The sequence below is a fragment of the Algoriphagus vanfongensis DSM 17529 genome (assembly GCF_000429465.1).
In the GTDB taxonomy this organism is placed as follows: domain Bacteria; phylum Bacteroidota; class Bacteroidia; order Cytophagales; family Cyclobacteriaceae; genus Algoriphagus; species Algoriphagus vanfongensis.
Genome location: NZ_AUBX01000002.1, coordinates 72,119 through 95,372 on the forward strand (window position 1 = coordinate 72,119; position 23,254 = coordinate 95,372).

Below are 23,254 nucleotides of genomic sequence, written 5' to 3' on the forward strand. Positions count from 1 at the left end.
CACCCCCTTGAAAAAAAATGTAGTTTTGCCCGCTTAGGGTTTACTTTTACCTTAATTAGCAATTAATGAACAAGGAGGAACGTTTCGTACAGGATATCCTGAAAGGGGATAAAGGAAAGCTGGAAAAAATCTATTCAGATAATAGAGACCATTTTCTCAATTTTGCACGAAAGTATCAGCTTCATGATGAGCAAATCAAGGATATTTATCAGGAGAGCATCATCGTTTTCTATGAAAATATATTGGATGGCAAGCTGGTTACCCTACAGAGCAGTATCAAAACATACCTATTTGCCATAGGGAAATACAAACTGATTCAATACCTGAGAAAGGAGGAGAAATATGATGCCTTTCCATTTGAGGAAGAAGACCTGCTTAATAAACTATCCATGCAGGAAATACCTGAAGATGACCTGGGTGTAAAAACGGCCTTAGTAAGAACGGCTATAAAGGAGCTTGGAGCAAAATGCCAAGAGGTATTACGGTTGTTTTATTACGAAGGCAAAAAACTAGAAGAAATCCAGGGGCAACTAGGCTACGAATCAAAGGATACTGTGAAAAGTCAGAAATCCAGGTGTATTAGACAACTAAAAAAATTAGTCGGGGCATATGAAAAGTGATCAAGAAGTATTAATTGATGGGTATCTAAGCAATACCCTCACTGCCTTGCAAAAACAGGAGTTTGATAAACTTATGTCCGAAGATCGGCAATTTGCTGAGGAGGTGGCCTTCTACGAAAAAATGAAACTAGCTATACGTCTAGAAGAAAGGGAAAAATTGAAAGCCAGATTCAATATACTGGAACAACCATCAAATAACCGAAAAACGTGGTGGTATGCGGCGGCTGCTATGCTTGTTTTGGGCATAATGGGCTGGTGGGGCCTTACTCAATTCTCGCTAAATCCCGAAAATCTATATTATTCCTATTTTGAGCCTTATCCAAATATAGTAGAACCTATAGTACGAAGTGATGCTGAACAAAGTGGGCTTTCTGCTCAGGCTTTTGAATGGTATGAAAAAGGGGAGTATGAAAAAGCAAGCGAAGCTTTCGCGACCTTGCATGAGGAACACCAAGCAGCAGCTGATCTGTTCTATCAGGCAATTTCTCTGATGGCTTTGGACCGCAGTGCCGAGGCTATTCCAATGCTCAAGCAGCAGAAGGAGGAGGACTCATTTTATGAAGCGGCACAATGGTATCTCGCTTTGGCATACTTAAAAGAAGGTCAGGAATCCCAGGCTAGATCCTGCCTGGAAAGGGTTAGGGACGCTGATGGTTTTCTATCCTCCCAAGCCATTGACTTGTTGAATGAACTGGACAATACTAAGTGATACCTAGGTTGATTTTCTTTTTTGATATAGCAAAAGCGCGCCGAGTAGTATCAGCAATACAGGAATGACATACAGTCCGTACTGGATAAAATAAGTCCATTTGCCCTTTGCGGAAAGCTCTTTTGTGTTCCCGTTGAGCACAAAACCAGCCCAATAATAGGGATGTTGCTTCATGGGGTTTTCTTCCAGAAATTTCTTTTTGGCCTTGGCGAGAGCTGTTTCTTTTGAGTTTCCCTCATCCAAAAAATCATAAAATAAACGCATCAGTATGGCTGTTTCCTCATCGGGTACCTGCCATAGGCTATAAACAGCGGATTTCACACCCGCATAAGTAAGTGCTCTGGACAAACTCAACATTCCCTCTCCTGGCTGTAATGTTCCTATACCTGTATTGCATGCACTGAGAACTACCAATTCGGCCGGAAATCGTAGCTGATACAATTCTGAATAGGACATACGCTCTCCATCCTGAAAGTAGATGCCTGAATTTTCGTGATTGTCCTTGTCCATCACTGCATGGGTTGCAAAATGATAAATCTGAAAGGTGCCAATGGCTTCTAACAAGCTGTTTTTGTTGGCTTTTTCTCTATGAAACAGCTCTCCCCCAAATCGATCTACTATGTAGTTTGCCTCATCTAGCGCACCTTCCAAATAAGTTAAACGGCTACGTGTAACCGCTTGGGTTTCTAGGGTGCTGAGATAGGATTTTGGATACTCTGGAACAAATGCCGCTACTGTGCCAGTACTTTTTCCTCCGTACCCGGTAAACTGCTGTAATGTCCAAAGCTTAAATGAATTGGAATAACTGATCGTATAATTCTGTACTAAGAATCCGGTCTGATCGGGCCTTTCCAGGCTCTCAAAAGAAAGGAAATTAAGTTTGCTGTCTGGGATGATGACAAGGTTCCTGAGATTTTGGTCCTCAAGTTTTAATGGGGTGATTAACAATTGGTAAAGTTGTCTGGAAAGTAGCGCTACTTTCGGTTGGATGCGCTGGATCTGGCGATGATAATTATCCAATAGCTCGAAGATTGGTTTTTTATCCCCTAAATCACGCAATTGGATTTTTCTGGCATTTACCACAAAGGCAAAAATTTTGGTATCAGTAACTATATATCTGATTATAGCTCTTTCACCGGAGAGCTGGTTTTGGATAGTTTCGATGTCAATATTTCCATCGAAAAAACCAAAATAGGAGGAATCGTAAGTGGAGATTTTAGCTTCGTTTTCCTCAAGCTCAGCTTGAATTTTCTGGATTTCTTCTAAGTCTGAGCTCGAATCTTCTTGCGCAAGCATGGCCAAGCTTGACCGCAGGTGATTGTGCATCAGCAATAAGCTGTCCGGTACAGCCAAAAATTGGTGGTGTTTAGCCTCAAATTCCCTCCATAGCAGTTGAGAGGTGTTGTTTTCCACTCGAATCAGTAAGCTGTCCACCAGAGGTTTGTTCAGCTGCAGATGAAGTGACATTAAACCCTCGTGGATTATTCCAGAGGTCATGTTCAGGCTGGGATTATATGCGCCCTTTTGGTAGTATTTCTGAAAAATAATTGCAGCTAAGTCGTATAGATGATAGCTAATTTGCCCCAAATCCTTTTTCCCACTTTGTCCATATTGGTTTCGATAGACATTGGCAGCTTCCTTTACGGCATTGATATAATAAACACTGTTTCGTTCTGTGAAATCATCTTCCTGGATCTGCATCAAATTCTCCACTTCTTCAGAAAGCAGGAGAGAAAATGCACGTTTCACAAGTTGTTCGGCTTGGGAGAAATCTCCCATCTGTTGTAAAATATCTGCTTTTTTCAAAGACAGATTGAGGAGGTTTACTTCACGGATATCATGGTTTTTCCCGATTTGCAGGGCATTGTTCAGGTAGCTCAGTGCTTGATGCAAGTCATTGGAACTAAATAGCCAAAACTTACAATAGTCCGCATTGGAAAGCATTTCAAAGTAGTAATTATCTTTATCTATACTTTCTTTCATGGCCAAATCCAGTAGACGGATTTTCTCTTGGGTTTCTTTGCTATCCTCATAATCATCCAGAATAGCCGCAGTATTAAGTATACTACTGATCAAGTAGTCAGAGTATTGGATTTGGTGTTTTCTTGATAACTTCCTGTAGTCATTTCTCAGACTGTCTAAATGGGCCAGTGCAGAAGGTGCGTCATCAGTTAGGTCATAATAGAGAATATTTATTCTGTGCCTATCCACCTGATACATGAGTGCTGGTTTCTGATCTACTATGAATGCAGATTTGCCAAATGAGTCTTCACTTACCCACTGATCAAATTTAGAGTTAATTGCAAGGGTTAATTCTTTGGCTCCGGCTTTATCTCCGTATGTCCGATAAAGTCGCATCAAGTTACCGTAAATAGAGATCAGATTACTTTTATCTACTTCTGGATCGGATTCCCATAGAGCTTTTGCCTTTAAGTAGCATTCCTTCCGTTGGGTAAAAAATCCAGTCTCAGCGTACATGGTTCCCAAATTATTATACGCCAGTGCGAGACTTGAGAGGTTTAGGTCACTCTCGGGAAGTGCTTCATATAGACTGATGGCCTGTTTATATACTCTTATTGCCTCATGGTATTCGTTATTCTTATCATGCAGAAAGGCAATGTCATATACATAATCCGCCTGGTCGAGAGGCTTTAGGTGTGCTTCAAGCACCTCATACCAATTTTTAGCGGTTTTCAATGAATTAGTCCAATCGCCCGTATTAGCTATGTTATGGTACGTTTCTATGCTTAGGTCTTTCACATAGTCTGCCTGTCCAGCATCAACCAGTTTTTGCCCTTCTTCTAAAGCCTGATCAAATTCAAGGACTGCTTCCTGATAATTTTTCTGGCTGGTATAGTGAAGTCCTGAGGCGAAGTGGGATTTGCTTTTATAAAGCAAATGGTCGGGATGGCTGGATGAAAGTTCATCCTTTATTTGTTGAAAGATTTCAGCAGCTTGCAAATAGTTTTGTACGGATAGCAAACTGGCTGCTTCTAAAAGTTTATCTTGAAAGCTGTCTTCGGTTTGCTGTTGCCTTGAGAATCCATCAGGCGGTGCCAATAAAGTCAGACAAAAAATATATAAGGAAATTCTTAAAGTGGAAAACATGGCTCTCGCTTAGGAAATTGATGAGAAACTGCTCATTTTTGAATACTAAACCTAATAGAAGGAAGATTTCCTGATTATCGAATGGTCCTATATGTAATTTTGATTATTGATGTCTAACAAGCTCTACAATCATTTCAAAAAAAGGAAATTAGCCGTTAATATCAAAAAGAAATAAGAATAAAACTATAACCACACGGTGTGGTTGGCATTGGGAAATAAGTCCTGCCAAATTGAGCAATTTGAAAAGCCTCAACGATTAGCTTCTTAGGGTGTCAGGATTAAAGATCTTTATGTGCTTATTTACCTGCATGCTTTTTTTTGCTAATTTTTGAGCTATTCATAAATTTTTTCAAAGGGCTGATTTCTTGACCTTAATGATTTTTACTGTCAATTTATTACTTTAAGCCTTCCAATTGCCGTTAGCCTAAGCCTTTCGGATCTTGAATTTCTCGCCAAGGTAGTCTCTGGTGCTTCGGGCAACCAGAAGCTTCCGGCATAAAGCCGCTTGCTTTGCTGCGCTTTTTATTCCTTTTCCTTCTGGTTTTAGTCGCTCCAGGACTGGGGGTGCTTCATAATTCATTGTTCCACAAAAACGAAAAAAATTATGGAGACGCTAGTAAGAAAAATTGATTTGTATGAAGTAGCTGAAATTAAACTAAGCTATTCAGGAAAAGTTAAGGCCAGTCAAAGACCAAAAGTAGATTCTTCCAGACAAGTATTCGAAGTGTTTACTCAAGTTTGGGAAGAAGATAGGCTGGAGTTTGTAGAAGACTTTAAGGTCATGCTGCTGTCCAGAGCCAATAGAGTGATAGGAATAGTCAATATCAGCTCTGGCGGTACAGCAGGAACTGTGGTGGATGTAAAACTGGTACTGACAGCTGCTCTGAAATCCAATTCAAGCTCCATGATCCTCGCTCATAATCATCCTTCTGGAAACTTGATCCCTTCTGAACCGGACAAACGATTGACGGCAAGAATCAAAGAAGCAGGTAGAATTCTGGATATTCCTGTCCTAGACCATCTGATTATTACAGCTGAAGGATATTATTCCTTTGCAGATGAAGGGGAGTTATAATCTCCCTTTTTTTAATACTATTTAAATAGAAATGATTTTAGTTCTTTGTGTTTTCCTCAACTAAAAGGGCTCTATAACAAAGCTAAGACTTGTTATAAGGGGTATTAAAAAAGACAGTCTTATGACTGCCTTTTAAATAAACCTGATTTTAAATCATTAACCTCTAAGCCAATTGATGAATGTTTGGTATCCTACTCCAATTTCTCTGGCGAATGCAGCTTTCGTTTTTGTACCTGCTTCTTCCACTTTTTTCCATTCTTGAAGGATTTTTGATTTTTCTGCATCGGAGAAGGATCTTCTTTTTCCTGATTTTTTGCTACCAGTCCCATCGTTAAGAGCTGTTATCAAATCATTTAAATCTGACAGGAATTTGTTGTCAGTAAGAAACAAGCCAGCTTCTTCAAGCTTTTTGATTACTTCATGCTTGGGATTCACAGGGGTAACGGAAATTCCTCTTGCAGCTGCTTCCTGTAAGTCAATTTTTTTTCCTTCTGTGGTGATGTAAATAAATCCTTCTGTTCTTTTTAGATCCAAAAGTGATTCTTTAATTAAATCTTTCATTATAAATAGGGGTTAAGCAAATGTTAATGTATTGCAATGATAATAGATATTGAGTAATTTATTATGCTTATATAAAAATGATTTATGGCACGTCTATTTTGTAGGTAAGATTTGACTCCCCAAACAGATAAAATAGTATGACTTTTTAATGTGGATTGTAAAACTTTATTTTTTTAACTGTATCGTTTTGATGATTATATTCGTGTTTGAGGATATAACCATAACAAAAATCTGTTAACCATGAAAAATCAATTTTTCTTATTGATCCTACTCTTGTTTGTGATTACATCATGTGAGGAGGAGGGGAACCCTGTCAGCATCCTAGAAGGGAGCTATGAACATAGTATTGAAACAGCATATGTTTCAAAAACAGTAATGACCTTTGGAAATGGAGGGACAGTACTGGTTGAATATTTTAGAAATTATGGTGAGGAGATAGGCTGGTGTCTGACTAATTACGGAAGTGGAACGTATACTTTAAATGGGGAGGAATTTTCGGTTACTTTGCCAGCCTTTTACGGTCCTGACCCAACGGCTCTTTACAGTGTGGGCTGTATACCTAGAGAAGAGCTTGTTAATGTTACTGGGGATGATCCAGTTGTTTTGGAAGGAACTCTGGTTTTTGGTGAGACGAGAGATACGTTTACTTTAAACTATAATTGTGATGATTTGCTCACGATGTGTAATGCTACTACAATGGATTTTAACAAAGTGGAGTGATTTGGAAAAGCTGTGATTTTATAGAGAAGTCCTTGACTTCTCTCTTTTAATGTTTGAGCTATTTCTTACTAATTAAAATATCCTTTTTTAGTTATGATGGTGAAATGCATACTAAGGATTCATGTAATCCTTCTACTATATTTTGTAATATTTTTTGAAAGTGTTGCTCAAACAGATAGTAAGGACTTTGTTTTTAGAACTGGCTTTACCTTTCATGGTTATTCAGAGGACATGACATTTGGCTTAGGCTCCAGTATTTTTCCTGAAGACTTGGATTTATTGAGTCAAAAGGAGTTTACTTATTATTTGACCCCGGGTTTTGGCAAATATATGGGCAGAGGATATTACCTGGGCGTTCAGGCAATTGTAGGAAAATCTGAATTTGAAAGTCAATTTTATAATGATGACCATGAATTGATCGGAGCTGCAAATTCTCAATCTGATAGAATTGGAGCGGGTGTATTATTTAGAAAGTATTATTCTCTGACAGATAGGTTCTCACCTTTTTTTGGGGTTAGCAGTAACTTTTATAGTGAAGAAGGTGATGTTGTTTCCTACTCAGGTGAATCCTTTTCGTTGACTACAACCTATTTTTCGACCGAGTTTCATGTGGGTGTCAATTTTTTGGTTGTCCCCAGATTAGAAGTTGAGACATATTATTCTCCTGGTAGGTTCTATGGTAGAAAGAATAAACATTATGAAGGTGAATACGACTTTGAGACTGAATTTGGGAAGAGGGGGCAGGAGTTTTCACTTGGCATCAATTACCACATCTTTAGAGGCAAGGAATAGGCTCATTAAAGCTTATCCCAATTTGAGGCCAAACGAATGATTTAATGGATATTTTTCAGTAATAGTTTTCAATATAGAAATTGCTTAATTAGCCGAATGGATCTACAAAGTCTTTGAAAGTTGATTTGAGTTGGTGGGAGGATTTAAATCTAATACCAATTTTTAATATTAACCCATAATGATTTATATGGAAAGTTTATTCCTTCTGAGCCTGACGAACGATTGATAGCTAGAAATAATTATTTTCATAAAATACTAGGTCTTTTTGTTTTGGTCAATAAGCACTATTGGAGAAGGATACTATTCCTTTGCTAATAAGTCCGATTGTGATTTATTAATAAAAAGTAAAGACTAACTGTTTTAAAAGTTAGATTAACTCAGCAATTGAAAATTCTAAATCCGAATTAGATTGAGTCACGTATCATCAATTCTGTTTGAAGACTAATATATTCACAAGGTGTTTCCGAGTTTTTTATTTGGTTCAATAAAATTTGAGCTGCTTGAGCTCCCATTTCAAATGGTTTTTGATTTACTGTGCTGAGTGATGGTGAGATGTATTGAGAAATTGGTTCATCGGCAAAACCGATAATTGCGAGATCTTGAGGTATTTTTAAGCCTATTTCAAAGGCAACCTGATAGGCGTCGTATGCGAGGTAATCGCTATAGGCAAATAGACTATCTATTGACTTTTCCATTAGAAGATTCTTGAGGTTCTCTTTTAATAAATATGGATCATCACTTTCCAAAATTAGCTCACTTTCTACACTGAGATTAGCTTTTTTTAAGGATTCTTTATACCCCATCAATCTGTTAAAAGTAGTAGAGAGGTTCTTTGGGCCTTTAATATGCGCAGTACGTTTATACCTGTTTTTTATAAGATACTCAACCGCCTGGAATGCCCCGTCAAAATCATTACTGATCACATGTGAGGCCTCTAACTCTTCACATTGGCGATCCATAAAAACCAGCTGTATATCTGAATTGATGATTTCCTGTAAGTGATCTACCTTCTCATTTTTTTTACACACTGTGGCCAGGACTCCATCTACTCTTGAATTTAAAAATGTCTGACAGGCTTTAATTTCCTGCTTTTGTTTTTCATTGGATGTACAAATGATTAATTGATAACCAGCCTTTGAGGTTACGCTTTCTATTCCCTCCAACATTCTGCTGTAGAAATGATGGGTAAATTCAGGAATAAGGAGACCAATAGTCTTTGTCTTGTTTTGCACAAGACCCTTTGCGAAAGGATTAGGTCTGTACCCCATTTTCTTAGCCAGGTCCAAAATCTCCTTTTTTCGAGGCTCACTTATTTTACCAGTATCATTCAATGCACGGGAAACAGTAGAAGGGCTTATTTGAAGCTCTTTGGCAATATCGGTAATGCTGACTCTTTTACTTTTCATGTTTCTCAGATTGTAAAATAAAAGTAATTAAAGATGCAAATAATGAGATGCTGAGGCAAACGTTTGCGTGGATCGTGCAAACGTTTGATTCTACTTTTTAATCGGAATATTCTCTATTTGAGCTGGTTAAGATATGGGTGAGGACAATCTAGTTTTTAGTTATTAGCCCTGATAAATAATCAATAATCCCAAAATATGAATTTTGTAAAACTCGGTAATACCGGTTTTGAAATACCGCAGATGGTAATTGGTACCAGTTCATTGGGTAACCTATACCAATCGACCAGTATCCGGGAGAAAGTAGAAGTTGTTCAAGCAGCCATTCAGTCCTCTGATACTCTACCGTTTTTTGATACTGCGGGTAAATATGGCGCAGGCTTGTCACTAGAGAGCCTCGGTAATTCATTAAAACATTTGGGCATAGACAAAAAACAAGTTCTCATCAGTAATAAGCTGGGATGGAAAAGAACTGCTCTGAAAAATGGTAAACCTACTTTTGAGAGAGAGGTATGGAAGGATTTATCCTATGACGCAATCCAAAAGATCAGCTATGAAGGTATCATGGATTGCTACGAAGAAGGTCAGGTGCTTCTGGATGGCTATGATACACAGTTTGCGTCAGTCCATGATCCAGATGAATATTTGAATCAGTCTGATTCCAAACGTGATTATGAGATTCGTTTTAATCAAATTCTGGAAGGATATTCCGCACTTCAGGATCTGAAAGATCAAAGGAAGATCAAAGCCATCGGTGTAGGCTCCAAAGACTGGAAAATCATTCGAAAAATTGCAGGCCATGTGAAGTTGGACTGGGTGATGATAGCCAACAGTATGACTTTATATCATCATCCGATTGAATTGATGGATTTTCTCAAGCGACTTAGTCTAGAAGGGATTGGGATCATCAATTCAGCTGTCTTCCAATCAGGTTTTTTGGTCGGTGGAGATTATTTTGATTATCAACTTTTAAATCCAAATGATAAATCCACAAAAGAGAAAATCCTTTGGAGAGATAAGTTTTTTAAAATCTGTGCAGATACGAATGTACTTCCTGCCCACGCATGCATCCAGTTTGGCTTATTGACTCCCGGAGTTCATGCAGTGGCATTGAATTCTTCCTCTCCTGAAAAGATCAGACAAAATGCTCACTTCTGTAATCAATACCTACCCCTAGCTTTTTGGGAGAGGTTGATCGACGAAAAATTAATTCAAGAAAATATTGTACAGCGCATTCAGAATAAAATCCAAGCATGAAACAATTACGATGCAGCAAACCTGGGGCTTTTGAATATCAGCAGGTAGATACACCCGGCTTAAAGGAAGGTTTTGCTTTGATAAAAGTGCTTCAAGTAGGAATCTGTGGAACAGATTTGCACGCCTTTGATGGGACTCAGCCATATTTCTCCTACCCAAGAGTTTTGGGCCATGAAATAGCCGGCGAAGTCGTCAAGATCGCAGATCAATCAGAAATAAAAGAAGGTGATCTGATAGCGGTGATCCCATATTTCAATTGTAAAGCATGCATAGCGTGCAGACGAGGAAAAAGTAATTGCTGTGAAAAAATCAGTGTGTTTGGAGTGCATGAGAATGGAGGAATGCAAGAGTATATTCAAGTACCTGTCAGCTCTATCGTAAAGAAAGAAGGCTTGAACCTCGATCAGCTTGCCTTGTCTGAACCTCTGGCTATAGGTTTACACGCAGTGAAGCGAAGTAAAATTCAGCACGGGGATTGGGTCTTGGTGGTTGGTGCAGGTCCAATTGGCATGGGGATCATGGAATTCGCCCGAGTGAGAGGAGCTAAGGTAATCATGATGGATGTCAATGAAAGTAGACTCCAGGCGTGTAAAGAAAGGTTTGGGGCAGAATTTTTAGTCAATGCGCTTGAGGAGCCATCAGAGAAAATAGCTGAATTGACAAGAGGGGATTTTTGTACCACAGTCTTTGATGCGACTGGTAACCTAAAGGCTATCAACGGAAGTCTCAACTATGTTTCTCACGGAGGGGAGTATATCCTTGTGGGGCTTCAAAAAGAAAACTTTTCTTTCAAACATCCTGATTTTCATAAAAGGGAAACAACTCTAATGAGTAGCAGAAACGCGACCAGAGAAGACTTTCATGAGGTCATGGAAACTCTTTTGGAAGGAAGAATTCAGGCTGAAAAATTCATCACCCACAGAATAAGATTTGATCAAGTCGGGACTGATTTTGATTCTCTCATTGATCCCCAAAATCAGGTGATCAAGGCAATGATAGATTTTTAGACACAATAGATTTTAAACTCAAAACCCATAATACCATGAAACAATTCGATTCATTAAAAAGAGTGATGACCGATACTTGGTCAAGGCCACCATTAATTATGTGGCTACTCACGGCAATGCTACTGATGCATAGCCAATTTACATTTGCACTTACGAATGAACCTATTCCTGAAAGGACTATTGAAGGAACTGTCATTTCATCTTCAGATAATTTACCCTTGCCAGGGGTTACGATTATCCTAAAAGGAACTACGAAGGGTACAACTACTGATGTCGATGGCAAGTATAGCATTGAAGTTCCTGACCAAGGTGCTGTATTGGTCTTTTCATTTATAGGATATACTAGTCAGGAAGTAGCTGTTTTCAACCAATCTGAAATAGACGTTTCCTTGAGTGAGGATACTCAGGGTTTGGATGAGGTAGTTGTGGTTGGCTATGGTACTCAAAAGAAAATCAATGTTACCGGAGCTGTGTCTGAAGTAGGCGGTGAGGTATTGACAAGCAGGCCCGTGACCAATGCAACATCTATGTTACAGGGTAGAATGCCGGGAGTTAGAATTGTTCAGAACTCAGGTCAACCAGGTGATGAAGGCCTATCAATTCGAGTTAGAGGACAAGGCACATTCAGTGGTGCGGGATCTAACCCCTTGGTATTGATAGATGGTGTAGAAGGGAATCTCTCAGAAGTGGACCCGAATAATATTGAGAGTGTTTCTGTTTTGAAAGATGCGGCGTCCGCGTCCATTTATGGTTCAAGAGCAGCAAATGGAATTATTTTGGTGACGACCAAAAAAGGAACCTCAGGTGGTTTGAAGATTGATTATTCTGGAAATATTGGAATCTATACCCCTTCCAGAATGCCTGAGTTTATTACCAATTCTGCAGAGTATATGGAGCTTTGGAACGAGGCAAAAATGAACAGCGGAATCAATACGGGACTCTATTCACAGGAGCAAATAGATCAGTATAGGAATGCAACTGATCGGATGCTTTATCCAAATACTGATTGGGTGGATATCATGTTTAATCCAGCACCTACACAAAATCACTACCTGTCTTTTAATGGAGGAGAAAACTTGACCACGTATAATATCTCATTGGGGTATGTCAATCAGGAAGGTGTGATGAAAGGATTTAACTACAATCGCTATAACTTGAGAGTAAACCTCAGCTCAGGGTTAAATGATAGGATTCGCTTTGGGACCAATTTGTCATTGATCAGGGGAGAACGTGAAAATCCGCGGCAGGGAGCGACAGATACCTTCTTGGCTACACTCTCACAAGCTCCTACTTATCGTCCTTGGTTGCCTGACGGATCTGGACGATATACTTTCAAGTCCTTTGATTTTGAATCCAACAATAAGAATCCGGTAGCAATTGTTGAAAATGGCGTTCTCAGTAAAGTGATTGACCATACAATCAATGCTCAACTCTGGGCCGAATTTGAGTTGGCAGAAGGATTGAAATGGTACACCAAAGGTGCAATTAGGGCTGAGTTTGACAGAAACAAAGATTGGCGACCTGAGGTCCCACTTTATAATTATCACACAGGGGAGTTTATGACAGACCTTGATGTCGGTGGACGAGGATTGAATGTCTATACTTCTCAAAATATTTATTCCAATCTATTCTCCTATCTGAATTATCAGAAAACGTTGAATGAAGATCATAACCTCAATCTTCAAGTCGGGTACAGTCAAGAGAATAACCAATTTGAATTTCTCAATGGATATAGAGAGAGGTATTCCACCAATGTCCTTCAAGAAATCAATGCAGGAAGCCCTGCAGTTCAGAATGCTACCGGCTCCTCCAATTCTTGGGCAATCCAGTCTTTATTTGGTAGAGTAGGCTACAATTATAGAGAAAAATACCTGCTGGAAGTAAATATGAGATACGACGGGACTAGCCGATTGAGTCCTGATAATCGTTGGGGTGCGTTCCCTTCAGTTTCTGCAGGATGGAGGGTGTCTGAAGAGTCATTCATTGCTGATGCTGATTTGGGCTGGATGAATGAAATGAAGTTACGAGCTTCATATGGGGAATTGGGAAATCAGAATATCGGTAATTACCCGTATCAGGATATTTTGGTATTCACTGGAGCTTACCCGTTTGATAATTCTGATCTGTCCACAGGAGTTGCCCAGACACGTTTAGCTAATTCCAATATCAAATGGGAGACTACCAAGGTTACAGATATAGGAATGGATCTAGCCATTCTGAATGGATTGAATATTACTGTTGATTGGTACAGGAAGACCACTTTTGATATACTTAGAAATTCCCAGTTAACGGGAGTGGTAGGGCTTGATCCTCCAACCATCAACAATGGTGTTCTACAAAACACAGGTCTCGAGTTTAGTGCAAACTACAGCAAAGAGATTTATACAGGAAGTCTGAAAGGCTTTAGATACGAAGCGGGATTTTTTATCGATAGGTTTAGAAATGAGCTCATCGAATTTGGAGCTGAAGAGATCAGCGGAAATCAGATCTTCAGGGAAGGGCTAGCCTATGGAAGTTTCTACATGTTGGAACAGATTGGAATCTTTCAAACAGCTGAGGAAGTCAGTAATTCCCCCAAGCAGTTCAATGACAATACTGTCCCTGGAGATCTTAAATTCAGAGATCAAAATAACGATGGAGTAATCAATGATGATGATAGAATTGTGATTGGAAATCCCTATCCGAAATTTGAATACTCCTTTAATCTCGGAGCTTCTTTCAAAGGAATAGATCTGTCTGTCTTCATGCAAGGGGTAAGCAATCGGGATATTTATGTGAATAACTGGGGAACGATTCCATTTATTCAAGGAGCACCTCCTACAGTAGATTGGAGAGATCGATGGACGGAGGAGAACCCATCTACCACTATGCCTAGAATGTATTGGGGATGGAACGACTCAGGTAAGATTTCCAGAACATCTACTTATTTCTTGCAGGATGCTACTTATTTGAGAGTTAAAAATTTATCTGTAGGATACAGCTTCCCACAAGCATTCCTAGATCGGGTCAATCTAAGAAAACTGCGGGTTTATTTTTCAGGAGACAACCTATTCACATTTACGGATTATCCAGGCTTGGATCCAGAGAGAGGTGGGAATGGAAACTTTGTGAACTACCCTCAGAATAAAATTTATGCATTTGGATTGCAGGTTCAACTTTAACAATAATCTACCCAAAACATGAAAAAATCAATTCTATATATACTTGTAGGAGCTACATTGGCCTTGGGCTCGTGTAGTGACTTTTTGGATAAAAATCCAACAGATCAATTATCCACCAGTTTATTCTGGCAATCGAAAAGCGATTTTGATAATGCGCTTACAGCGGTATACGGCTCTTTGCAGCGTGATATGTACTCTTCGGGGGCTCCAAATTGGGATGCATTAACTGACAACGGCTATGGACAGCATAATTATTATGGGAGCAATGCCATCGTTCAGGGAAATATCTTCCCTTCATCTGGGGGCTATATTTCTGACATATACACTTCCTCTTATCAAGGTATCGCCAGGGTTAATACATTTTTGGATAAGCTCGGGACCTATGAGGGAAGTGACATCAGTGAAACCTTAAGAAGTCAGATGGAAGCGGAAGCAAGATTTGTAAGGGGGTATTTTTATCTGCAATTGTATCAGGCGTATGGGTCGGTTCCTGTTGTTACTGAGCCTTTGGATTTTGATACCCAGTTTAAGGCCAAGGTTTCTGCAGAAGAAGTTTTTGCCCAAGTGGTCAATGATTTGGAAGCTGCGATTGCAGGATTGCCTGATGTACCCTACTTCAGTGCAGGGGGGCATGCAGTCAAATCTTCGGCTCAAGGGCTTTTACTTCGTGCTTATATGTTTGATGCATATGATTCCAACGGTGAGCCAAACAGTTCGATTCTACAAAATGCGAAGACGCTTTGCGATCAACTATTGGAAAGCGGCTATATGTTAGCTGATGACTTCACCAGTGTATTTCAATCAGGTTCGCAAGAGGGAAACCAAGAGATTATATTTTCAATCAAATTTCTCGCTCCGGATAATTCTACTTCCATGGATCAGTGGTATGGTGACTGGTTGGTGGTAAGCCCACTACAGAACCTAGTGGATGAGTTTGAAGAAGGTGATCAGCGTTTAGACCAGACTATTTTCAATGATTATGTAGACTGGGGGGGTGGGAACATTCATAACCCTTCCAATAATCGTCCAACCGGATACGGTGTAAAGAAATTTTTGACTCCTAGTCTTATTCCATATGGTTATTCAACCCGAAGTGACCAAGATTGGGTTGTCCTGAGATTCGGGGAAATAGTGTTGCTAAAAGCTGAGATAGAAAATGAGTTGAGCGGTGTAAGTGAACAAGTATATGATGCCGTGAATGCAATTCGAAATAGATCTGGTTTGGATGACTTACCTGATGGATTGTCTCAAGATGAAATGAGAGATGCCATTCGCCATGAACGCCGGATTGAACTCGCCTTTGAAGGACTTAGATACTATGATCTGAAACGATGGAAAGTCGCTGAAGAAGTATTGAATCAGGTGACTGATGGTGTCATACCTTACAATTTTGAAGAAAGATTTTACGAATGGCCTCTCCCTCAATCAGAAATTGATAAAAGTAATGGGGTGCTGGAACAAAATCCTAACTATTGATAATCAGATTTCTTGGCTTATGCTTTTGCTTAAGCCAAGAATCATTGTTTAAAAAATATGATGAAACAAGCATTAAAAAAGGGAATGCTAGTACTAGCTTTCCTAATAGGAGTTCATGTGACTTGGGCTCAGGTAACTGAAAGGCATAGGCCAGCTGCATGGTCAAATTTGGTGGAAGGAGGTAGATTCATGGATCTATTTATGCCTATATCACCTATCGGGAAACTCAATTCCTCGACATGGGGTACAGCCGGAGTAGTCCCTAGGTATAGTGACAATGGAATTGAAGAAGATGACTACTCCTATTGGGGAGGAAATATAATAGCCGGAGACGATGGGAAGTACCATTTATTTGTATGTCGTTGGCGCGAAGATTCTCCAAAAGGACATTGGGAATGGCCTAATTCTATTGTAGTGCATGCTGTATCAGATAAGCCGGAAGGTCCATTCAATTTTGTGGATGAAATAGGGAAAGGCCATAACCCTGAAGCATATCAGGCTAAAAATGGAGATTATATTATTTATGTAATCGATGGTTTTTATAAGTCAACTTCGCTGAATGGGCCGTGGGAATACAAGCAATTTGAATTTGATACGAGAGATAGGCCGATCATTGAAGGTCTTTCAAATTTGACCTTTGCCCAGCGGGAAGACGGTTCTTATTTGATGGTATGTAGAGGAGGAGGGGTATGGTTTAGCCAGGATGGACTTTCAAGTTACCATCAAGTTTCTAACGGGAGGGTGTATCCACCGGTAGAAGGAGAGTTTGAAGATCCTGTCGTATGGAAAGATAATGTCCAATATCATTTGATTGTTAATGACTGGTTAGGAAGAATCGCATTTTATCTAAGGTCCAAAGATGGGATTCATTGGAAAACAGATCCAGGGGAAGCCTATCTACCGGGGATTACTGTCTATGAGGATGGCACCAAGGAGGACTGGTTTAAATATGAACGGATCAAAATATTTCAAGATGAATATGGAAGAGCCGTTCAGGCTAACTTTGCTGTGATTGATACGCTTAAAGCAGAGGACAAAGCAAGCGATGCCCATAGTTCAAAAAATATTGGGATCCCTTTGAGAAAGGGTTTATTGTTGGAGGTGCTGAACAAGAAAGCATTGTCTAAAAGCTCAAAAATCAGACTATTGGTACGATCCGAGGAAGGTTTTGATCCATTTTCTGAGCTGGATTTAAATAGTTTGCGCTTTGGTGCATCTGAAGAGGTTAATTTTGGAAGAGGTGCGTCTCCAATCGCTCACAAAGAAGTAGAGGAAGGTTTGGAAATCATTTTTGATGGGACTGAAAGTGGTTTCACCAAAGAGAACTTTGCCGGAAAATTAATTGGGAAGAATCAAGATGGTGAATTGGTATTTGGATATTCAAGACTACCCGGAATTGACTATACGCCAGCTATTCTTACTACAAGAAAGCCTAAGTTTAAATGGGATGAAGACCTTGTGGAAGTAGTGGTTGAAAACTATGGGCTTTCCCCATCCAACAAGTCAAAATTGCAATTGGAAATTATCCAAGATGGTGCTGTACTAGCAACTGAAACTACTTCAATTAAAGCGTTGAAAGCATATGAAGAAGTAGTGGTAAGATTGCCTTTATCGGAGATTCAAGACCAAAGTGGCGCCTATTCATTTAAAATAACAATCCTTTCTGGGAAACAAGTACTGGAAGTGTTTGAAGGAGGCTTTTGAGAAAGAAAAAATTATTTTTTTAACCTCCCTGAATGTTGATTCGGGGAGGTTTCAACAACCTCTTCCTTCAGCTTGTCGGATTCGATTACACCAGACTAATGACAAACGCATTAAGCCAATCCTTTTGCCTTCCTTGGTTGATTCCGATTCCTCAATTAAAATTATCTGAGTTCAAATACTATTGAATTTCCTTAATCCATAACAGTGAAATTGAAGCTTTCCCGTGTTTGGACATTTAAAGCAGGGGGGAATACCTCTATTAATGAACTGATTTTAGTATCTGTTAAGTCAGCCTCCAAATCTGAAGTTTTTTTTAATCGTTATTCATTCTTTAAAACTCCTTCTCGCCAAACTCACTCTTGATGAATTTGGAATTGTTTTTCAACTTGTTCAAAGTATAACTTAGATTAATTTGTATCACGTCCACTTCATAGACGTAATTTGTTGTGGTGTAAAATTCTCCCTCCCGCCAGGTAGTAATTCTTTGCTCATTCGTAGGGAGTAGTCCCATGTCGATATTCTGCCACTGCATGGTCGCACTCAATCTGCCATCTATGAAGGTTTTCTTGATGTTCAAGTTGGGAGATAGAAAACGGGAGTCCTCACCCTGAGCTGTATTGGTTGGTGATAGGTAATTGACCGCCAACTGAAGCTCCCAGTTATTTTTAAAAATAAAACTGGTGTTGGCATTAATCGAATGGATCCAGCTTTCGGAATTGATCGGTCGGTTGTCAAATTCTCCTCTGATGGAATAATGATACACATTTGCACCAGCGAAAACCTGCCAACAGTTTGTCGGGTTTAGCTCCAATCCTGCTTCCAAACCAATCGATTTACCTGTCCCTACATTAGTATAAATCCTGTTTAAAATGGTGTCATTATATACTGTGTTGACGCGGTTTACCAAGTTTTGAACATTCCTATAGTAGGAGGTAGCCGTAAATGAATTGTCTCCAAAGTTTTTAACAATACCCACTTCAATCAAGTCAATGAACTCAGGCAAAAGTGCAGGATCGCCTTGCTCTAAGGTTTCGGAATGCTCTCTCTCTGGAAATGGATTCATCTTGAAAGTTGTCGTTCTCTCAACTCGCTTGGAATAGGATGTTTTGAGCTGCAATTCCTCATTGATGGAATATTGCAAACTTGCCGAAGGATACAATTTGACGAAATCATATAAGTATGTCGTATCAACCGTACCTGCCTTATCTGTCAAGTCTAGGGTCCTATCCATAATTTCTAGCCTTGCTCCAGCCGAATAGCTCCATTTACCTATCGTGCCTGTTACTTGTCCATAAGCGGAGTGCAGAATTCTATTCAAATCAACCGTACTCGAAAACTCAGGAACCAATTCAAATTCGCCGGTTTCATTGTTTTTACGCTCATAGACAAAGTCTCCAGTATGGTTTAGATATCTATACTGGTAGCCGAATTCCAGTGTGCCAAAAGGTTTAGGAGCAGCTATGTAGTCCACTTGTAATCTTGTTCCGTGTAATGGATTGTCATTCGTGTTGTACTCATCCTGATAAATGATACTGGTATCGGGGTATTCCAAGTTCCGGTTAGTAGTAGGCCCACCTAGCATGGTGTATTCATATAGGAAGGAACCAGAAATTTCGGATTTGTTTTGAAAGCTATGTTTGTAATCCATACTTCCCAGCACAAAATCACCCCTTCGAATTCTGAGGTTTTCATTGTAATACTGCATCGTATAAAGCCGCTCTCCATTTACTTCTGCATGATTGTCGTAATAAAGGATATCCGCAGTTCGGTCAGCGGTCTTTTTTCCTGCATAGAATCCTAAGCTGAAATCATTCGATTCATTAGGTGAAAAACCCAGCGTGAATCTACCCGAGTAGTTTTTTGCATCGGTACTTCTTTCTCCATCTGAAGGGAAATAGGTAGTGGTATCTCCACTGATGGTATAGACATTCCCTTCACGTCTTCCATTGATGTCATTTCTCAGGTAACTTCCCCCTAAAGAAAGATCCCATTTTCCTTTTTTGTGGTTGACAGTAAAGTCAGCACCATAACGCTGCGGCCTGTCTTTGTTATCGTAAGGTTCGATACTTGGCATTCCGATTTTTGCATTCATTTGCACAAACGAGCCATCAGTCACACCTTTTTTTGTGATGATGTTGATGATGCCAGCCTTTCCTTCAGGATCGTATTTAGCAGAAGGAGAAGTGACCAATTCAATACTTTCGACCGCATTTGCAGGTAGCTGAGAAAGTAAGGCCTCAGGGCTGGATTGGGTCGGCTTGCCATTTACCATGACGACAAAGCCTGTTGTCCCCCGGACCAGTAATTCACCCTGGGCATTGATGCTTACCGAAGGAAGATTTCGAAGCACATCAGTTGCCGTACCTCCTTGGCTTGTCAGGAAATTTTCAGAGTTATACACCTGACGATCTACCCGATTCATGGTAGTGAATTTCTTCCCGGATACTTCTACCTCTGAGAGTAACTGCTGGTCAGGGCTTAAGAAGATTGTGCCTAAATCCTGCACTTGATTTTTCAAGACAGTGACTTGTGATATGACTTTTGTCTCATAGCCCAGGAATTGAGCAAGAAGATAGTAATCACCTGATTTTAAATTTTCTAAAGAGAAAAGTCCTTTTTGATCAGTAACTGCCCCGGCTACAAGGGAGCTGTCCTTGGCTTGGTAAATTGCCACATTTCCGTATTCCAGTGGATTGTTTTCGGATTGGTCGATTAGTCTTCCCTTAACTCCAGTTTGAGAAAAAGCGTTTCCAGTAAAAAATGCAAGAAAAATCAGAGGTACTAGTCTATTCATTTGAGGGTTATTAATTAACCACAAATAACTAGCGCTTCCGGACTATTTTACGGTAGAAAAATACCAATAATGGTATAATTAGACTTTTATTTTGGACCGATACTCTAGTGGAGTCAGGTTAGTCTGTTGCTTGAAGAATTTGACGAAATTCGACGAATCGGTGAAATTCAAAGCGTAGGCGATTTCTGATACTTGACTGCTTGTGTGGGTGAGTGAGTTTTTAGCCTCTATCAAAATCCGCTCCTTGATAATTTCCCGTGCATTTGTGTTTAGGGTCGCTTTGCAGATGGAGTTGAGCTTTCGTACGGGGATTTTCATCAGGTCAGCATAGTCCTGTACATTTTTTAGATGCGTAAAGTGCTCATTAATCAATCGCTTGAAAAGTGCCAGCTGGTCAATCACCGTAGAGTCGAGCTTTGGAGCGGAGGATGGAAGATTTAGCGTGGTTATTATCAAAAGGTTCAGGTGAGCCGAAAGGACCTCTAATGAGCTGCCATTTTTGTATTCCTTATGGAAAGTTTCCAAAAGCGGAAATATGTGCTCATTGGTATCACCAATCTCAAAGGTTTTAGTTAACTGAAAAAGGCTGTTGAATGCATTTGGATACTGGGATAGTACCTCTTCTTTGAAAAGTATCACGTAACCATCTGGAATTTTGCTGAAGTCCCAGCAATGCACTTCGCTGAGGCCTAGGTAATAACCTGTATTTGGAATGACATCGAATTTCTCATCACCAATGGTATGTGATCCAGCTCCCTTGGAAAGAAAGATCAATTCGTGATAACCTGCATGACGGTGGGGAACCGTAGGTTTGATGACAGGTTTCATCCGGGATATCTTCAGGAGAAACTCTTTTTCAAGTTTGGATTTAAGAGGAATACTCATCGGTAATCGGAAGGTTTATGGGTTGGTTTTTAGGAATACTCTCGATCTATAGGGAGTCTCTTAAACACAAATACAAGTATAATGCATCTGATTGGATAATACTTTTTCGGGACCTTCGCAAAACTAATAGATAGCGGAATTGTCAAACTCCAATCAATTTCTTTAAGATTAATATATAAGGGAGCCGACACATTAGATTGTTTGCCTGTAAGTTTTGAATATCAGTTAAGGGTAGATTAGAATAATTGCCATCCATAGGTAGTGAAAGAGGATCATGAGATGTTTTGCAGATTGTGCGAAAAATGGCTTGCGATTAATTTGTTTCAATTCCTTCTTCAGCCAAATTAGCCTGATGCGATCACACGAGGCAAGAGACTACGGCATAAAGCCAATACACTTGTCTTCTCTGGTTTATTCCGTTTCCTCTTGCACTTAGTGTCTGCCTCAGGCCGGTACAGCTTCATAAGTATTTGTCAAATCAAAAAACGAAAGACTATGAAGACTGTAAGAAGGAAATCAGGGCAAAGAACCAAAACATCTGTTAGTTCCAGAACGGAAAGACAGGAGGCTATTTATGAGAAGTTCACCGATCTGATTATTGAGAAATTAGAAGAGGGAGTAATCCCATGGAGACAGCCCTGGCATGAGCTGGGATTGCCTTCCAATTACCTTTCGAAAAAGCCCTATAAGGGAATAAACCTCTGGTTGTTATTGTCCTTTGAGCATCAGTATCCCTTTTATCTGACATTTAAGCAGGTGCAGGAGCTGGGAGGGAAAGTGAAGAAAGGGTCGAAAGCGCTTCCGATCTGCTATTGGAACTTTGTCTTTCGGGATAAAGTCACCGGAAATACGATTCCTCAAAGTCAATTGAAAGACTACAATCCAGAGCAGGTCAGTAAATCCGGATTTTTAAAAGAGTACAGGGTATTTCCAATAGAACAGATTGAAGGAATTGACTGGGAACTACCCTCCATAGGAGCTGGTATCGAAGTGCCGGTGATAGAAAGATGTCGAAAGGTTTATGATGAGATGCCTGTACCGCCAAAGCTAGAACATGGGGGAAGTTTGGCTTACTATCAATCAGACCTGGATAAAATCACATTGCCAGATAGAAAGTTGTTTTCATCATCTGAGGCTTATTATGGAGTGTTGTATCATGAGCTAATTCACAGCAGTGGACATTCCTCTCGCTTAAATAGACTGGGGATAACATCCCCACAGGCATTTGGAACAGAGGAATATAGTAAGGAAGAGTTGATTGCCGAGATGGGAGCGGGCTACCTGAACAATCTGACAGGTATCATGGATAGGACATTGTTGGATAATTCTGCGGCTTATATTCAAAACTGGTTAGCAGAGCTTAAAAATGACAAACAGCTACTGATTGAAGCGGCTGGCAAAGCTCAAAAGGCAGTGGATTATATCTTGGGTACATGTCCTTTTTAAGAATAGGGGAGAGATCCCCTTTTTTTGGTCATGATACCAAAGAGATTTGTTGACTTCCGATATTCCTTAAGCTCCTGTTTGAGATAAGATTGTAGGAGCATTAAGGAATTGGAATTTAGTTTGATTCAATGATTTTACGCGCTTGCCGACCTGGTTTGCGAAGATCGGGGCAGTGAAAGCATCTGCGTCTGCTTTCCTGAAGATCTACTAGTATTAGCAGAAACCACTGTCATTGGCTGCTGGATAAAGCCTTGACTGTTGAGCCAATTGTTCAGTTCCTTTTTTTCGTATTCTTGAAGTACTTGAAGCGCTTTGTGATACTCTTTCATCAAGAGATTTTTATCAAAGCTGACTTTTTCCAATATGGTTTTATAGTAATCTAAATAGGAGGTTTTGCCCATGGTTTAAATAATTTTGGGTTGTACATCACGGCCTGTTCTCCTTGGCCATTCCGCTATCCCCTAGGATTCATGAAATTGATTGTTAATTCCATTCCAAATCCAATTAATAAGATGGGGAAAAGTAAACGGCCAGCC

Annotated in this window: 17 protein-coding genes; 11 read left to right on the forward strand and 6 right to left on the reverse strand. The window is 39.8% G+C overall.

Annotated features, from left to right (window positions below):
- Nucleotides 1–65: 65 nt before the first annotated feature.
- Both G460_RS0100810 and G460_RS0100815 read left to right on the forward strand, forming a co-directional pair.
- Nucleotides 66–620 carry an RNA polymerase sigma factor gene (locus tag G460_RS0100810; RefSeq protein ID WP_026953598.1) on the forward strand — a complete coding sequence of 185 codons (555 nt, stop codon included), beginning with the start codon at nt 66–68 and terminating at the stop codon, nt 618–620.
- Nucleotides 610–1,329, forward strand: a complete 720-nt coding sequence (locus G460_RS0100815) for a tetratricopeptide repeat protein (RefSeq protein ID WP_026953599.1) — start codon at nt 610–612, stop codon at nt 1,327–1,329. The genes G460_RS0100810 and G460_RS0100815 overlap by 11 nt, the downstream gene beginning before the upstream one ends.
- A gap of 3 nt (nt 1,330–1,332) precedes the next feature.
- Here the strand turns inward: G460_RS0100815 and G460_RS0100820 are convergent, their stop codons facing one another.
- On the reverse strand, nt 1,333–4,437 hold the full coding sequence (locus G460_RS0100820) for a CHAT domain-containing protein (RefSeq protein WP_026953600.1): 3,105 nt from the start codon (nt 4,435–4,437) through the stop codon (nt 1,333–1,335).
- Between the two features lie 604 nt (nt 4,438–5,041).
- On the opposite strand from G460_RS0100820, the gene G460_RS0100830 reads away from it, so the two are divergent.
- A complete protein-coding gene (locus G460_RS0100830; protein WP_026953601.1) occupies nt 5,042–5,512 on the forward strand; it encodes a JAB domain-containing protein in 471 nt (156 codons plus the stop codon).
- A gap of 156 nt (nt 5,513–5,668) precedes the next feature.
- Here G460_RS0100830 and G460_RS0100835 read toward each other — a convergent pair whose 3' ends face one another.
- A complete protein-coding gene (locus tag G460_RS0100835; protein WP_026953602.1) occupies nt 5,669–6,073 on the reverse strand; it encodes a hypothetical protein in 405 nt (134 codons plus the stop codon).
- 240 nt (nt 6,074–6,313) lie between these two features.
- Here G460_RS0100835 and G460_RS0100840 point away from each other — a divergent pair, with 240 nt between their 5' ends.
- Together G460_RS0100840 and G460_RS0100845 are read left to right on the forward strand one after the other, a co-directional pair.
- A complete protein-coding gene (locus G460_RS0100840) occupies nt 6,314–6,793 on the forward strand; it encodes a hypothetical protein (RefSeq protein WP_026953603.1) in 480 nt (159 codons plus the stop codon).
- Nucleotides 6,794–7,024: 231 nt separating this feature from the next.
- Nucleotides 7,025–7,585: a hypothetical protein gene (locus G460_RS0100845; protein WP_157366830.1), complete on the forward strand. Its 561-nt coding sequence runs from the start codon at nt 7,025–7,027 to the stop codon at nt 7,583–7,585.
- Nucleotides 7,586–7,989: 404 nt separating this feature from the next.
- On the opposite strand, the gene G460_RS0100850 is transcribed toward G460_RS0100845, so the two are convergent.
- Nucleotides 7,990–8,991 carry a LacI family DNA-binding transcriptional regulator gene (locus G460_RS0100850; RefSeq protein ID WP_026953605.1) on the reverse strand — a complete coding sequence of 334 codons (1,002 nt, stop codon included), beginning with the start codon at nt 8,989–8,991 and terminating at the stop codon, nt 7,990–7,992.
- Between the two features lie 195 nt (nt 8,992–9,186).
- Between G460_RS0100850 and G460_RS21125 the strand changes: the two genes are divergently transcribed.
- Genes G460_RS21125 through G460_RS0100875 form a run of 5 tightly spaced genes read left to right on the forward strand, consistent with a single transcriptional unit; the run spans nt 9,187 to nt 17,593 of the window.
- The gene (locus G460_RS21125; protein WP_035463695.1) at nt 9,187–10,245 is read left to right on the forward strand and encodes an aldo/keto reductase; all 1,059 of its coding nucleotides are present in this window, start codon (nt 9,187–9,189) and stop codon (nt 10,243–10,245) included.
- Nucleotides 10,242–11,252 carry a zinc-binding alcohol dehydrogenase family protein gene (locus G460_RS0100860; protein ID WP_026953606.1) on the forward strand — a complete coding sequence of 337 codons (1,011 nt, stop codon included), beginning with the start codon at nt 10,242–10,244 and terminating at the stop codon, nt 11,250–11,252. Before G460_RS21125 ends, G460_RS0100860 begins: the two co-directional genes overlap by 4 nt.
- A 35-nt stretch (nt 11,253–11,287) precedes the next feature.
- The gene (locus G460_RS0100865) at nt 11,288–14,413 is read left to right on the forward strand and encodes a SusC/RagA family TonB-linked outer membrane protein (RefSeq protein ID WP_026953607.1); all 3,126 of its coding nucleotides are present in this window, start codon (nt 11,288–11,290) and stop codon (nt 14,411–14,413) included.
- Nucleotides 14,414–14,431: 18 nt separating this feature from the next.
- Nucleotides 14,432–15,889 carry a RagB/SusD family nutrient uptake outer membrane protein gene (locus G460_RS0100870; RefSeq protein WP_026953608.1) on the forward strand — a complete coding sequence of 486 codons (1,458 nt, stop codon included), beginning with the start codon at nt 14,432–14,434 and terminating at the stop codon, nt 15,887–15,889.
- A 57-nt stretch (nt 15,890–15,946) separates the two neighbouring features.
- Nucleotides 15,947–17,593, forward strand: a complete 1,647-nt coding sequence (locus tag G460_RS0100875; protein WP_026953609.1) for a glycoside hydrolase family protein — start codon at nt 15,947–15,949, stop codon at nt 17,591–17,593.
- A gap of 331 nt (nt 17,594–17,924) precedes the next feature.
- On the opposite strand, the gene G460_RS0100880 is transcribed toward G460_RS0100875, so the two are convergent.
- Both G460_RS0100880 and G460_RS0100885 read right to left on the reverse strand, forming a co-directional pair.
- Nucleotides 17,925–20,387: a TonB-dependent receptor gene (locus tag G460_RS0100880; protein ID WP_026953610.1), complete on the reverse strand. Its 2,463-nt coding sequence runs from the start codon at nt 20,385–20,387 to the stop codon at nt 17,925–17,927.
- A 78-nt stretch (nt 20,388–20,465) separates the two neighbouring features.
- Complete coding sequence (locus G460_RS0100885; protein ID WP_026953611.1) at nt 20,466–21,272, reverse strand: AraC family transcriptional regulator; 807 nt, start codon at nt 21,270–21,272, stop codon at nt 20,466–20,468.
- Between the two features lie 495 nt (nt 21,273–21,767).
- Between G460_RS0100885 and G460_RS0100890 the strand changes: the two genes are divergently transcribed.
- Nucleotides 21,768–22,718 (forward strand): ArdC family protein, encoded by a 951-nt coding sequence (locus tag G460_RS0100890; protein WP_051315849.1) that lies wholly within the window; start codon nt 21,768–21,770, stop codon nt 22,716–22,718.
- 134 nt (nt 22,719–22,852) lie between these two features.
- Here the strand turns inward: G460_RS0100890 and G460_RS21130 are convergent, their stop codons facing one another.
- Nucleotides 22,853–23,119 (reverse strand): hypothetical protein, encoded by a 267-nt coding sequence (locus tag G460_RS21130; protein ID WP_035463697.1) that lies wholly within the window; start codon nt 23,117–23,119, stop codon nt 22,853–22,855.
- Nucleotides 23,120–23,254: the final 135 nt, after the last annotated feature.

What these genes read in the sequence shown, in the direction of transcription:
- G460_RS0100890 (WP_051315849.1), top strand. Translation starts at nt 21,768, where the DNA reads ATGAAGACTGTAAGAAGGAAATCAGGGCAAAGAACCAAAACATCTGTT.
- G460_RS0100865 (WP_026953607.1), top strand. Translation starts at nt 11,288, where the DNA reads ATGAAACAATTCGATTCATTAAAAAGAGTGATGACCGATACTTGGTCA.
- G460_RS0100860 (WP_026953606.1), top strand. Translation starts at nt 10,242, where the DNA reads ATGAAACAATTACGATGCAGCAAACCTGGGGCTTTTGAATATCAGCAG.
- G460_RS0100810 (WP_026953598.1), top strand. Translation starts at nt 66, where the DNA reads ATGAACAAGGAGGAACGTTTCGTACAGGATATCCTGAAAGGGGATAAA.
- G460_RS0100835 (WP_026953602.1), bottom strand. Translation starts at nt 6,073, where the DNA reads ATGAAAGATTTAATTAAAGAATCACTTTTGGATCTAAAAAGAACAGAA.
- G460_RS0100870 (WP_026953608.1), top strand. Translation starts at nt 14,432, where the DNA reads ATGAAAAAATCAATTCTATATATACTTGTAGGAGCTACATTGGCCTTG.
- G460_RS21125 (WP_035463695.1), top strand. Translation starts at nt 9,187, where the DNA reads ATGAATTTTGTAAAACTCGGTAATACCGGTTTTGAAATACCGCAGATG.
- G460_RS0100840 (WP_026953603.1), top strand. Translation starts at nt 6,314, where the DNA reads ATGAAAAATCAATTTTTCTTATTGATCCTACTCTTGTTTGTGATTACA.
- G460_RS0100885 (WP_026953611.1), bottom strand. Translation starts at nt 21,272, where the DNA reads ATGAGTATTCCTCTTAAATCCAAACTTGAAAAAGAGTTTCTCCTGAAG.
- G460_RS21130 (WP_035463697.1), bottom strand. Translation starts at nt 23,119, where the DNA reads ATGGGCAAAACCTCCTATTTAGATTACTATAAAACCATATTGGAAAAA.
- G460_RS0100880 (WP_026953610.1), bottom strand. Translation starts at nt 20,387, where the DNA reads ATGAATAGACTAGTACCTCTGATTTTTCTTGCATTTTTTACTGGAAAC.
- G460_RS0100815 (WP_026953599.1), top strand. Translation starts at nt 610, where the DNA reads ATGAAAAGTGATCAAGAAGTATTAATTGATGGGTATCTAAGCAATACC.
- G460_RS0100820 (WP_026953600.1), bottom strand. Translation starts at nt 4,437, where the DNA reads ATGTTTTCCACTTTAAGAATTTCCTTATATATTTTTTGTCTGACTTTA.
- G460_RS0100850 (WP_026953605.1), bottom strand. Translation starts at nt 8,991, where the DNA reads ATGAAAAGTAAAAGAGTCAGCATTACCGATATTGCCAAAGAGCTTCAA.
- G460_RS0100830 (WP_026953601.1), top strand. Translation starts at nt 5,042, where the DNA reads ATGGAGACGCTAGTAAGAAAAATTGATTTGTATGAAGTAGCTGAAATT.
- G460_RS0100875 (WP_026953609.1), top strand. Translation starts at nt 15,947, where the DNA reads ATGATGAAACAAGCATTAAAAAAGGGAATGCTAGTACTAGCTTTCCTA.
- G460_RS0100845 (WP_157366830.1), top strand. Translation starts at nt 7,025, where the DNA reads ATGACATTTGGCTTAGGCTCCAGTATTTTTCCTGAAGACTTGGATTTA.